Annotated in this window: 9 protein-coding genes; 4 read left to right on the forward strand and 5 right to left on the reverse strand. The window is 63.6% G+C overall.

Features of this window, described 5'->3' with window-relative positions; genetic code table 11:
- Positions 1-106: 106 nt before the first annotated feature.
- Complete coding sequence (locus F3089_RS15140) at positions 107-649, reverse strand: gamma carbonic anhydrase family protein (RefSeq protein WP_151441622.1); 543 nt, start codon at positions 647-649, stop codon at positions 107-109.
- Between the two features lie 2 nt (positions 650-651).
- Positions 652-1,236, reverse strand: coding sequence for a CoA pyrophosphatase (locus F3089_RS15145; RefSeq protein ID WP_151441623.1), 585 nt, complete (start codon positions 1,234-1,236; stop codon positions 652-654).
- Between the two features lie 132 nt (positions 1,237-1,368).
- Between F3089_RS15145 and F3089_RS15150 the strand changes: the two genes are divergently transcribed.
- The gene (locus F3089_RS15150; protein WP_095617830.1) at positions 1,369-1,923 is read left to right on the forward strand and encodes an NUDIX hydrolase; all 555 of its coding nucleotides are present in this window, start codon (positions 1,369-1,371) and stop codon (positions 1,921-1,923) included.
- Positions 1,924-1,927: 4 nt separating this feature from the next.
- Here the strand turns inward: F3089_RS15150 and F3089_RS15155 are convergent, their stop codons facing one another.
- Together F3089_RS15155 and purL are read right to left on the reverse strand one after the other, a co-directional pair.
- Positions 1,928-2,239: a YqfO family protein gene (locus tag F3089_RS15155; protein ID WP_151441624.1), complete on the reverse strand. Its 312-nt coding sequence runs from the start codon at positions 2,237-2,239 to the stop codon at positions 1,928-1,930.
- Between the two features lie 256 nt (positions 2,240-2,495).
- On the reverse strand, positions 2,496-6,398 hold the full coding sequence (purL, locus tag F3089_RS15160) for a phosphoribosylformylglycinamidine synthase (protein ID WP_151441625.1): 3,903 nt from the start codon (positions 6,396-6,398) through the stop codon (positions 2,496-2,498).
- A 182-nt stretch (positions 6,399-6,580) separates the two neighbouring features.
- Here purL and mltF point away from each other — a divergent pair, with 182 nt between their 5' ends.
- Complete coding sequence (mltF, locus tag F3089_RS15165; protein ID WP_151441626.1) at positions 6,581-8,110, forward strand: membrane-bound lytic murein transglycosylase MltF; 1,530 nt, start codon at positions 6,581-6,583, stop codon at positions 8,108-8,110.
- 5 nt (positions 8,111-8,115) lie between these two features.
- On the opposite strand, the gene F3089_RS15170 is transcribed toward mltF, so the two are convergent.
- The gene (locus F3089_RS15170; RefSeq protein ID WP_151441627.1) at positions 8,116-8,583 is read right to left on the reverse strand and encodes a regulatory protein RecX; all 468 of its coding nucleotides are present in this window, start codon (positions 8,581-8,583) and stop codon (positions 8,116-8,118) included.
- Positions 8,584-8,699: 116 nt separating this feature from the next.
- Between F3089_RS15170 and F3089_RS15175 the strand changes: the two genes are divergently transcribed.
- Positions 8,700-11,165 carry a DUF349 domain-containing protein gene (locus tag F3089_RS15175; protein ID WP_151441628.1) on the forward strand — a complete coding sequence of 822 codons (2,466 nt, stop codon included), beginning with the start codon at positions 8,700-8,702 and terminating at the stop codon, positions 11,163-11,165.
- Positions 11,166-11,427: 262 nt separating this feature from the next.
- Positions 11,428-12,636, forward strand: coding sequence for an acetyl-CoA C-acetyltransferase (locus tag F3089_RS15180; RefSeq protein WP_151441629.1), 1,209 nt, complete (start codon positions 11,428-11,430; stop codon positions 12,634-12,636).
- Positions 12,637-12,650: the final 14 nt, after the last annotated feature.

The raw sequence follows: 12,650 nt of genomic DNA on the forward strand, positions 1-12,650 counted from the left end.
GAGAGATGCGTATTCTACACCCTGCGCCGTGAGCGTCAACACGTTTTAAAGCTCCCCTGGCACAGTGTTTCGGTTTCCACGTATCCAGGCGTAACAGGGGCTTTTTTTAGCCCTGGTCGCTGGCCCCGAATGCCGCCTTCAGCGCGGTTCGATAGCGCTCCGCATTCTCCACGTAATGCGCCGCGCTGTATTCCAGCATGGCCTTGTGCTCGTCACTCAGGGTGCGCTTGATGGCGCCGGGCGAGCCCACAACCATGGAACCATCCGGCACCTCCATACCTTCCGGGATCAGCGTATTCGCCCCAATCAGGCAGTACCTGCCAATGCGCGCCCGGTTCAGGACCACCGCATTGATACCGATCAGGCTGTAATCGCCCACTTCACAGCCGTGGAGCATGGCCTGGTGGCCCACCGTAACGCCACGACCCAGAGTGAGCGGCAGGGATGGATCAGTATGGAGCACGGCCCCATCCTGCACATTACTGTCCTCGCCGATGGTCATCAGTTCATTGTCGCCGCGGATAACGGCGTTGAACCAGACGCTGCTGCGTGCCTCAAGCAGAACAGAGCCAATAATGGTGGCGTTGTCGGCGATAAAGTGACCGTCGCCGCGGATTTCAGGCCGGCGGTCTTCCAGTTCGTAGATCATTCTCACCCCTCGCGTGGTGGCTTTGTTATATCAATGGCGGCATCAAAGGCCATGTTCAGGCATTCCACCAGAATGATGGCGGACAGACCCCAGATGTCATGCTCCTGCCAGCGGTAGCACGGCACGTACAAGCGCCAGTCGTGGAAACTGATCTCATCCGTCCGGCTGCGACGGTCATCCAGAAGCCACCGCACGGGCACCTGGAAAACGGTTTCCACCTCTCCCGGTTCGGCGCAATAGGGATAGGTTTCCGGAACAAGCCCCACATAGGGCGTCACCAGAATGCCGTGACGGGAGACCACCTGGCTCAGTTCGCCCAGCAGCTCCACCCGCTCGGGAGGCAACCCGACCTCTTCATGGGTTTCACGCAGCGCTGTAGCTTCAGGCCCCGCATCCTCCTCACTGGCCATGCCGCCGGGAAACGCGACCTGACCGCTGTGGGGGCCATTGCGGGCGGCCCGGCGCGTCAGAACAATCTCCGGATCCCGCGCGTTCGTAATGGGAACCAGCACACTGGCGCGCGGATAGGCCAGCGGCAGCGCCCTGGGCCGATATTGACTGAACCGTTGCAGAAGATCCTGTTTCAAAGGTGTGACCCCGAGTTCCCGATCGTATTCGACATTATGAGATAATGCGGGTGGCCGCAATGGCCGCCGCATCAACCAGTGGCGCCGGCCCGCCGAAAAGGGTCGGAAACAGAAGATGGCCAGGAGACGGGCATGCAGTACTGCAGCAGCTGCGGGGCAAACGTGGAATTCCGGATTCCCGAAGGTGATGACCGGGAGCGCCACGTGTGCCACAACTGCGGCACGATTCACTACATCAACCCACGGATCGTGGCGGGGACGATTCCGGTCTGGGAAGACCGGATCCTGCTGTGCCGGCGCGCGATCGAGCCCCGCTATGGGTTCTGGACGCTACCGGCGGGATTCATGGAGAACGGCGAGACCACCACGGAAGCCGCCATCCGTGAAACCCTCGAGGAGGCCGAGGCCCGCGTGGAACTGGACGGCCTCTACACCGTCCTCAACGTGCCGCACATCGACCAGGTACACATGTACTTCCGTGCCCGCCTGATCGATGGCCAGTTCGGAGCCGGCGCGGAATCACTGGAAACAGCCCTCTTCCGGGAAAGCGAGATTCCGTGGGAAGAGCTCGCCTTCCCCACTGTCACCGAGAGCCTGAACCGCTACTTCCGCGACCGCAACGCCGCTGATGCCCAATACGGTGTGGTGGTGGATGACATCCGGAGACGCCTCGAGCGCAACGGCTGAGCGCTCAGAAGTCCTCCATCCGATAGACCTCGTAGGCCGGCTCCTCGTAGGGATGCCCGGCCTTCATGGCCCTGATGACGGCACGGATCAGGTCCTCCTCGCAAACCAGCTCAACCCGGTACTCAGGAACCGTCTCAATCTGCCCCTGATGACCGAGAAACGGCTGACTGCCATCCATGGGACGGAACTGCCCCTGACCCTTCGTCTGCCAGCAGCAGCTGTCGTAGTTCCCGATCCGACCACCGCCAGCGGCAAAGACCGCGGTCTTGGTCTGCTCCAGATAATCCTCCGGAACGAAGAAACAGATCTTGTACATACGTGCCTCCCGAGAGCCCTGAAAGTTAACCACAGAATCTGTGGAAAACTCTGTGAACAATTTATGGGAACAGCCTCTGAAACCGCTCAGTGACGGGCTCAGCCTCTCATTGATGAGATTTTCACCGAAACCCGATAGTTCTTTATTTTCAGATAGTTACGAATATTGAACACTTATTCGGCAGTTCGATTCAGCTTGCTATCTAAACCCGCCTGAATCGATACTCCAATGTGAATAACGATGCTGTGTCAAGGCCTTAACCGACCCATTTACGGGCATTACGGAACAATCTGAGCCAGGCACCGTCCTCGCCCCAGTTATCCGGATACCAGCTGCACTGAACCGACCGGAACACCCGCTCCGGATGGGGCATCATGATGGTGGCCCGACCGTCTTCGGAACAGAGCCCGGTAACCCCTTCCGGGGAGCCGTTGGGGTTATGCGGGTAGTGTTCCGTCGGGCGCCCGTAATGGTCAGCGTACCGCAGAGCCACCTGGTTGCCTTCCCGGAGCCCCCGCAGATCCGAGCCGTTACGGAACTCGGTCATGCCCTCGCCGTGAGCCACCGCAATGGGCAGCCGTGAGCCCGCCATGCCCTGGAAAAAGGCGGAGCGGGATTCCGGCACTTCCACCATAACGGTGCGCGCCTCAAACTGTTCCGAACGGTTACGCACAAAGCGCGGCCAGTGCCCGGTTCCGGGAATCAGCTCCCGCAGCTCCGCCAGCATCTGGCAGCCGTTGCAGACTCCCAGGGAGAGCGTGTCCCCACGCTCGAAGAACGCCTGGAACTGGGCCCGGGCACGCTGATTGAACAGGATGGACTTGGCCCAGCCACCGCCGGCCCCAAGCACATCACCGAAGGAGAAGCCACCGCAGGCCACCATGACGTGGAACTCATCCAGGGTCATCCGGCCGGAGAGGATGTCGCTCATGTGCACATCCACCGTATTGAACCCGGCCCGGTCGAAGGCCGCCGCCATCTCCACCTGGCCATTGACGCCCTGCTCCCGCAGCACGGCCACGGACGGTCGCGCCCCTGTGTTCACCAGCGGCGCGGTGATGTCCTCGCCGGGATCAAAGCTGAGATCAACATGGAGACCGGGATCGGCATCATCCGCCAGGGTCTCGAACTCCTCATCGGCACAGTCACTGTTGTCCCGGATGGCCTGCATGCGATAGCTGGTCTCGGCCCATTTCTGCGCCAGTTCCGCGCGACCACGGTCAATGAGCGCTTCGCCCTGGAAACTGAAGGTCAGCCTCTGGTCCGAAGCCGGCGCCCCGATCATGGCGATATGACTGGAAAGCCCGGCTTCCTCCATGGCCGCCAGGACCGCACTCACATTGTCGCGCGCCACCTGGATCACCGCGCCCAGCTCCTCGTTGAACAGCTCGCGCACCAGATGGCTGCTGTCTTCCAGCAGTGAATCCAGGGTGATCCGGAGACCGGTGCGGCCGGCAAAGGCCATCTCGCAGAGCGTGGTGAACAGCCCGCCATCAGAGCGGTCATGATAGGCCAGCAGCAGTCCCCGGCGATTCAGCGACTGGATGGTCTCGAAGAAGCCCCGCAGCTGTTCCGGCTTCTCCACGTCCGGCGCCACCGCACCCATGGCGCCATAGGCCTGCGCCAGGGCCGAGCCGCCCAGCCGGTTCCGGCCCTCACCCAGATCGATCATGATGAGTTCGGTGGGGCCCTGGTCGGTCCGCAGTTCCGGCGTCAGCGTTCTACGGACGTCATCCACCGGCGCAAAGCCCGTGGTCACCAGCGACAGGGGCGAGGTGACGCTGCGCGATTCGCCCTCCTGTGACCAGACCGTCTTCATGGAAAGCGAATCCTTGCCCACGGGGATCGTGATTCCCAGCTTCGGGCACAGATCCATTCCGACGGCGCGCGCCGTCTCGTAAAGATTCTCATCCTCGCCGGGGTGGCCTGCGGGCGCCATCCAGTTGGCGGACAGGCTGATCCGGGTAATATCCCCGATGGGCGCTGCCGCCAGGTTGGTCAATGCCTCGCCCACCGCCAGGCGCCCGGAAGCCGGCGCGTTGATGCAGGCCACCGGCGGCCTCTCGCCCATGGCCATGGCCTCACCGGTGTAGCCCTCGAAACTGCTGGCGGTCACCGCCACGTCCGCCACCGGCACCTGCCAGGGCCCGACCATCTGGTCACGGGCCACCTGGCCGGTAATGGAACGGTCACCAATGGTGATCAGGAAACTCTTGGACGCCACAGCGGGAATCCGCAGCACCCGATCAATGGCCTCGTCCGGATTCAGCGCTTCACTGTTGAACACCGGCTTGGTGAAGCTGGCCCGCTTCACGTCACGGTGCATGCGCGGCGGCTTGCCGAACAGCACCTGCATGGGCAGGTCCACGGCATTGTTGTCGAAATAGGCATCATGGACAGCCAGATGCGGCTCTTCCACGGCATCGCCGACCACCGCGTAGGGGCAGCGTTCCCGGCGGCAGATGGCATCGAATCGATCCAGATCGTCCGCCGCCACGGCCAGCACATACCGCTCCTGGGCCTCGTTGCACCAGATCTCCAGTGGCGACATGCCGGGTTCCGCATTGGGCACTTCACGCAGCTCAAACCGGCCGCCGCAGCCGCCGTCCTTCACCAGCTCAGGCAGGGCATTGGAGAGCCCGCCAGCGCCCACGTCATGGATAAACGCGATGGGATTGCCCTCGCCCATCTGCCAGCAGCGGTCAATCACTTCCTGGCAGCGGCGCTGCATCTCCGGGTTCTCACGCTGGACGGATGCAAAATCCAGGTCTTCCGCGCTGGCCCCGGAATCCATGGAGGAAGCGGCACCGCCACCCAGCCCGATCAGCATGGACGGGCCACCCATCACAATCAGCCGTGATCCGGCCAGGATCGCATCCTTGTGGACATGGTCCTCGCGGATGTTGCCGAGACCGCCGGCGATCATGATGGGCTTGTGATAGCCACGGTACTCCACCCCGTTCACACCCGGCACCTTCTGCTCAAAGGTGCGGAAATACCCGGTCAGGTTCGGGCGGCCGAACTCGTTATTGAAGGCCGCTCCCCCAACGGGGCCGTCCAGCATGATCGACAGCGGCGAGGCCATGCGCCCGGGCCGGCCGGGACTGTCTTCCCATGGCTGCTCAAAGCCGGGAATCTGAAGGTTCGAGGTGGTGAAGCCGGTCAGACCCGCCTTGGGCTTGCCACCCAGGCCGGTCGCGCCCTCGTCCCGGATCTCACCACCAGACCCCGTGGCCGCGCCCGGATGCGGCGAGATGGCCGTGGGATGGTTATGGGTCTCAACCTTGGCCAGGATGTGGATCGGTTCGCTGTGATAGCGGTAGCGCTGGGAAGAGGGATCCGGATAGAACCGCTGACCCTGAGCGCCCTCAATCACCGCCGCATTGTCCCGATAGGCGGAAAGCACCCCGTTGCCCCCCACTTCGTGGGTATTACGGATCATGTCGAACAGCGAGCGATCCTGCTCCACGCCGTCAATGGACCAGGAGGCATTGAAGATCTTGTGGCGGCAGTGCTCCGAGTTCGCCTGGGCGAACATCATCAGCTCCACGTCCGTGGGATCACGCTCCAGGCCGGCAAAGGACTCGGCCAGATAATCGATCTCATCCTCCGCCAGAGCCAGCCCGAGGCGTTCATTGGCCTCCGCCAGCGCGGCACGACCTTCCGCCTGCACCGGCACGGCCTCCAGCGGCTTCGGCGCCTCTTCGTCGAACAGCAGCTCCGCGCCGGCCATTTCATGGAAGACCCTTTCGGTCATACGGTCGTGAAGCAGCGCCGCCAGCGCCTCGCGTTCAGCCAGTTCCAGCTTGCGGCCGGCCCGCAGGTAAAAGGCCGTGCCGCGCTCAACCCGGCGGACCTTCGTCAGACCGCAGTTGTGCACGATATCCGTGGCCTTGCTGGACCATGGCGAAATCGTGCCGGGCCGCGGCACCACAAGGAAGAGCACCCCGTCCACTGCCTCCGCCTGGGCCCTGGGCCCGTAGGTCAGCAGACGGTTGAGGACATCCAGGCCACTGCTGTCGAGCTCGGCATCCAGGTCCACAAAGTGCATGAATTCAGCGTAGAGTGACTCGATGGCAGGGCAGGTCGCCTGTACCCGCTGCATCAGCCGTTCTCTGCGAAAGGCGGAAAGGGCCGGGGCGCCGCGAAGTTCCAGCATGGGTCTATGAGCCTCGTTGATGGGCCGGGATTCAGGTAGGTTCTGAGGAGCGCGTATCATACTCAAATCGACGGACAGGATACAGGGGCAAATGACGGATGAACGGTTGTGACAGGGCCATCAACCCATGTCCGTTTTTTAACGTAGAATAGAGTATGTTTCCATCTTTGCCGGACGGGACAATGCGCAGCAGTAACCCCAAGCGCCCGGGTCTCGAACCCGGTCTGGCAGTACGTCTGGCGGCGCCGGCCATCCTGGCACTGGTGCTTACGGCCTGCTCCCAGCCCACCACACTGGACCGCATCAACCAGGAGGGCGTGCTCCATGTGGTGATGCATCCCGCCTCCACGGTCTATTACGAGGAGAACGGCGAGCCCTCGGGGTTTGAATACGAACTGGTGCGGCGTTTTGCCGATTCACTGGGCGTGGAACTGCGCGTGGAGGTGGTGGATGACTTTCCCGAGCTCTATCAGCGCCTGGACGAACACCATACCCACCTGGCTGCCTCGGGCCTGGCGCTGACCCCGGAACTCCGCCGCCGTTACCGCCACGGTCCGGTCTACGACCGGAGCCGGCCGGTCGTTGTCTATAACGCCGACGTGGATCGCCCCCACACACCAGCGGACCTCATCAGCATGGATATCGCAGTGCGGGCCGGCAGCGCCGCCGAGCAACAGCTGGAACGGATCCGCGAAACCCTGCCGGAGCTGGCCTGGCAGTCGGAAAGCAACCAGGACCCAACTGAGCTCCTTCACCGGGTCAACAAGGGTGAACTGGATGCCACCGTGATCAACAGCCGTGAACTGGAAAACAACCAGGTTTTCTTCTCCAGCGTGCGGGACGGACTGGCACTGAGCAGCCCGCGCCCCGTGGGATGGCTGCTCCCCCCCGAAGGCGACGGCTCACTCATGCAGGCAGCCCGCGATTACTTTCAGAAGATCCGCGCCAACGGCACACTCGCCCAATTCGAGGAGCGATTCTTCGGCCACCTGGACCGCCTGGATTACGTCGGCGCGAAAACCTTTACCACCCACCTTGAAAACCGGCTTCCGGACTACCGTGAGACCTTCAGGAAAGCCGCCAGCGCCCATGATCTGGACTGGCGCCTTCTGGCCGCCATCGGGTACCAGGAATCCCACTGGGAACCGCGGGCTGTTTCGCCCACCGGCGTGCGCGGACTGATGATGCTGACCCTGGACACAGCCGCCCTGATCGGCGTCAAGAACCGGCTGGACCCGGAAGCCTCCATCTGGGGCGGCGCCCGTTTCTTCCGGCGCCTGCACAACCGCATTCCCGACAACATCACCGAGCCGGACAGGACCTGGTTCGCACTGGCCGCCTACAACGTTGGTTACGGCCACCTCCAGGACGCCCGCCGCCTGGCCCGCAGGGACGGCAGCAACCCCGACCGGTGGCTGGACGTCAAGGAATACCTGCCACTGCTCGCCCAGCGCAAGTACTACACCCAGACACGATACGGCTACGCCCGTGGCTATGAGCCGGTTCTCTACACCCAGAATATCCGCCGCTATTACGACGTTCTGAAATGGATGTTCCCGGGAGAGGATACTTCCGTGGCGATGACCGAAAACGGGGTGGAATCCCCTCTGGAGGACCCCGAGGAGCAGCCCTCCCGGCCCCGGAAAACCAGGGAGCAGACCGCATCCGGCGACCAGCGCCGGGAGCTGCGCCGCGTCTCCCCCCTCCTCTAGCGGCCTCAGTCCGTGGGCAATCCGTCATCCGGTGTCATGGCCAGCGCCTTCTCAATGTGCGAGTGGCTGTACCCCTTCTGCGCCAGGAAACGCCCCTGCCGCCCCTTCTCCTTCCACTCCGCCGGTGCCTCTGGCCCGAAACGCTTCTGACGCTGTTCCAGCGCCATATTCACCCAGTCATCCTCCGCCAGGGCGGTCAGCGCCTGACTGTCCCCGCTGACACCACGCTGCTCCAGCTCGGAGCGGATCCGCAGTGGCCCGTAACCCGCCTCGATCCGCTGCCGGCTGAAGGACTCCGCAAACCGTTCGTCGCTCTGCCATCCCTCACCGGCCAGCTCATCCAGAACCTCCGCCAGTAGCTCCCCACTCTCCGCCGCCCTCTCCAGCTTGCGCCAGAGCTCCAGCCGACTGTGCTCCCGCCGCGCCAGAAGCTTCATGGCGCGCTCCCTGAGGTACTGCCTGTCATCACTCATATCACCACCCGCCCAATAGGCTGACGCCATTTCTGTGTGCTAATTTTAACGACCTGATTCCAACCACCTGCCCGAACTTGCCGGGCGGGCTTTTTCGGCATTAAAGGACACTCATCATGGCCGGCTTTCTGAAACAGTTCTTCAAACCCAGGCAACCCACAAGCGCCGCCGAACAACCGGAGCCTCAGGCCAGAACGGCCACACCGGAACGCCCGGCCCCGGACCCCGATATCGTAGCCAAAGCCACAACCACCGGCGAACTCGAAACACTGGCGACCCAGGGCGAAACCGCTGCCATCCGTCGTGAAGCCATTGGCCGCATCCAGGACACCGAGGCGCTTGAGCGCATCAGCCGCGCCCTCAAGGGCCGGGACAAGGGCGCCTTCCAGGCCGCGCGCCGCAAACTGCGCGAACAGCGTGAGCAGGCCGAAGCCGAAGAGGCCCGCCAGGCTGACATAGAACGGATTCTCCAGGACATCGAGGAACTGGCCACCACCCAGGATACCAAGCTCTACCAGGCACGGCTCGACGCTCTCGTCAGCCGTTGGGGCAGTATCAGCGGCACAATCGAAAGTGCCCAGACACAACGATACGAAGCCAGCCTCGCCCGGTGCCGGGAGCGGGCACAGGCCATCGCCAACGAGGAGGCCCAGGCCCGGGCCGAACAGGAACAGGCGCAGGAGCAGCAGGGTGCGGTGGAAACCCTGGCGGCCACGGCTGCGCAGCTTGCCTCGGCATGGCCCGAAGAAGGGGCAAACCTCTCCTCACTGGACGCCATGATCAAGACCCAGCGCAACCGCTGGGAGCAGGCCACCGCCAACCGGACGCCCGACACCGAGCTGAAAGCGCGCTTTGAACGACTGATGGCGCAGCTGGAAGCCTACCATCAGGCACTCGGCACCTGGCAGCAGCACGAAGCGCAGCTGGAGCAGGCCCTGCAGGAAAAAGATACTGCCACCGTCGAGGCCACCCTGACAGCCGTCAACTGGCCTGAAGGCTTCCCCGCGCCGCCAGCGCTGACCCGAGCACGCAAACACAGGGATGGGGAGGCCAGATCCACCTCCGAACCGCAGCAGGATGCGCCCAGCATGGACACCGGTGAGCTCAGCCGTACTCTGGACGCCCTGGAACAGAGCCTGGAACAGCAGCAGCTCAAGCCCTCACGGGAGCATTTCCGGGAGGCCCAGAAGCTCCAGGACCAGCTGCCGGAAAAGGAAGCCCGCCAGCACCAGGCCCGGATCACCCGGCTCGGCCGTCAGCTCCAGGAGCTGCGGGACTGGCTCGGCTTTGCTGCCCGGCCCAAGCTGGAATCGCTGTGCGAGCAGATGGAATACCTGGCCGACCAGCCCATGGAACCCGAAGCCAAGGCCGAACACATCCAGGATCTGAAGCAGCAATGGTATGACCTGGGTGGCACACCGGACCAGCAGCTGTGGCAGCGCTTCAAGGAGGCCACGGACCGTGCCTACGAGCCGTGCCACCAGTACTTCAACGAGAAGAAGCGCCTCAAGGAAGCGAACCTTGAGAAACGCCAGTACATTGTCGAACAGCTCCAGGAATTCGTGGATAACCTTGACTGGGCCGGCTGCGACTACAAGGCCGTCGACCGCATCCAGCGCACCGCCCGGCGCGAGTGGAGCGACGCCAAACCCGTGGACTACCGCGCCAACCGTCCACTCCAGAAACAGTTTGACCGGTTGATCAAGACGCTGAACGCGGGCCTCGAGCAAGAACGCGAACGTAACGATGCCCTGAAGCGGGATGTTGTTGAGCGGGCCGAGGCCCTGGTCGAGCATGAACCGCTGCGCGAGGCCACCGAAGGCGCCAAGGCCCTGCAGAAGGAATGGGAGGCCATCGGCATCACCCACCAGCAGGAGGACCGCCGTCTCTGGAAAGCGTTCCGCAGCGCCTGCGACCGGATCTTCGCGCGCCTGAGTGAAGAACGCGAAGCGCGCGACGAAGCATTCAATGCGGCCGCCGACGAGGCCGAAAAGCTCATCCGCCAGCTCCAGGATGTGGACCCGACGGAAACGGCCCCCGGCGAGCTGGAACAGTTCCGCAAAGCCTTCCGGGCACTGGAACTCCCCCGGGACCGTGCAAACGCCCTCGCCGACCGTTTCAACAAGGCCATGGACGGCGTTCAGGAGCAGCAGATGAGTGCTCTGCGCGCCCAGCGTTACCAGCAGTGGCTAGCGGCCCTGGACCAGCATCAGTCCGGTGAAGCACCTGGCCCGGAAAGCTTCCGTCACCCACCCATGCCTTTGGAGCAGGCGACCCAGGAGACGGATACCGCCAGCCAGGCCCGGGCGCTGTGCATCCGGGTGGAGATCGTATCCGGCGCCGCCACTCCGCCGGAGGACCAGGCCCAGCGCATGGCCCTGCAGGTCAGTCGGCTCAATGAGGGGATGAAGAGTGAGCAGAGTCTGGAGTCGCAGGAGGATGAGCTGGACAGTCTGCTGGCGACCTGGTGCGAGCTGGATGCCGGGGACGGCCTGACTCCGGAGCATTACCAGCGGCTGAGGGAGGCCCTGAAGCACTGGTTCCTGCGCAGCGAGGATGACGCGGCCGCTGCTCAGGAGTGAGCGCATCCGCCAATGGTTTTGATGGGTGGCGCCATTAACCCGGGAATGGTGTGCCGCTATCGTGCCTTTGGACTTTGACACGAGCATGAAAGCGGATTGCTGGGTGAGAGGTGGGGAGTGCTTTCCGGGAATCGCCACAAGTACATCCATGTAGGCTGCGCGGTGGCCATCCATGGCCACCGAGCTTCCCTCCAAGCACTCCCCACCTCTCACCCTCCGGGCTTACAGCTGAATCAAACCCCAACAGCACAGAGACTCTGAAATGACGGAAGAAGCCTACATTTACGACGCCGTGCGTACACCCCGCGGCCGGGGCAAGGCCGACGGCGCCCTGCACGAGGTCAAGCCAGTCACCCTGCTCGGCCAGACCCTGACGGCCCTGCAGCAGCGGACCGATTTGGACACCAGCCTGGTGGACGACATTGTTATGGGCTGCGTGACCCCCATCGGTGAACAGGGGGCGGACATCGCCAAGACCGCCGCGCTGGCCGTGGACTGGGCCGAATGCGTTCCCGGCGTCCAACTCAACCGCTTCTGTGCCTCCGGGCTGGAGGCGGTGAACCTGGCGGCGATGAAGGTACGCTCGGGATTTGAAGATCTCGTAGTGGCCGGCGGCGTGGAATCCATGTCGCGCGTGCCCATGGGCTCGGATGGCGGTGCCTGGGCCACGGATCCGGAGACGAACCTGCACACCGGTTTCATGCCCCAGGGCATTGGCGCGGATCTGATCGCCACCATCGAGGGTTTCTCCCGCCAGGACGTGGATAATTTCGCCGCGGAATCCCAGCGCAAGGCGGCCGAGGCCTGGGAAAAGGGTTACTTCAGGAAATCCGTGGTGCCGGTGAAGGACAGGAATGGCCTGGTCATCCTGGACCGCGACCAGCACGTGCGCCCCGGCACCACCGCCGAGGCACTGGGCCAGCTCAAGCCCTCCTTCCAGCAGATGGGCGAGATGGGCTTCGATGCGGTGGCGCGTGAGCGGTACCACTACGTGGAGAAGATCAACCACGTCCACACACCGGGCAACTCCTCCGGCATTGTGGACGGCGCGACCGCCATGCTGATTGGCAATGAAGCGCGCGGGAAAGAGCTCGGCCTGAAACCAAGGGCGAAGATCATCGCCACGGCGGTGACCAGCACCGACCCGACCATCATGCTCACCGGCCCGGCCCCGGCCTCGCGTAAGGCACTGGAAAAAGCCGGCATGACGCCGGACCAGATTGACCTCTTCGAGGTGAACGAGGCCTTCGCCGCCGTGGTCATGCGCTTCCAGCGCGAGCTGAACGTTCCGGACGAGAAGGTGAACGTCAACGGCGGCGCTATCGCCATGGGCCACCCGCTGGGCGCCACCGGCGCCATGATCCTGGGCACCCTGCTCGACGAACTCGAGCGCCGGGACCAGCGCTTCGGCCTCGCCACGCTCTGCGTCGGCGGCGGCATGGGCATCGCCACCATCATTGAACGGGTTTGAAGGGCAGGACGAAC

Origin of the sequence: Halospina sp. K52047b, from assembly GCF_008709855.1 — a bacterium.
Taxonomy (GTDB): Bacteria; Pseudomonadota; Gammaproteobacteria; order Pseudomonadales; family Oleiphilaceae; genus Halospina; species Halospina utahensis_B.

Bases quoted from the DNA above. Each gene is read 5' to 3' on its own strand.
- F3089_RS15140 (WP_151441622.1), bottom strand. From the start codon at position 649: ATGATCTACGAACTGGAAGACCGCCGGCCTGAAATCCGCGGCGACGGT.
- F3089_RS15150 (WP_095617830.1), top strand. From the start codon at position 1,369: ATGCAGTACTGCAGCAGCTGCGGGGCAAACGTGGAATTCCGGATTCCC.
- F3089_RS15155 (WP_151441624.1), bottom strand. From the start codon at position 2,239: ATGTACAAGATCTGTTTCTTCGTTCCGGAGGATTATCTGGAGCAGACC.
- purL (WP_151441625.1), bottom strand. From the start codon at position 6,398: ATGCTGGAACTTCGCGGCGCCCCGGCCCTTTCCGCCTTTCGCAGAGAA.
- mltF (WP_151441626.1), top strand. From the start codon at position 6,581: ATGCGCAGCAGTAACCCCAAGCGCCCGGGTCTCGAACCCGGTCTGGCA.
- F3089_RS15170 (WP_151441627.1), bottom strand. From the start codon at position 8,583: ATGAGTGATGACAGGCAGTACCTCAGGGAGCGCGCCATGAAGCTTCTG.
- F3089_RS15175 (WP_151441628.1), top strand. From the start codon at position 8,700: ATGGCCGGCTTTCTGAAACAGTTCTTCAAACCCAGGCAACCCACAAGC.
- F3089_RS15180 (WP_151441629.1), top strand. From the start codon at position 11,428: ATGACGGAAGAAGCCTACATTTACGACGCCGTGCGTACACCCCGCGGC.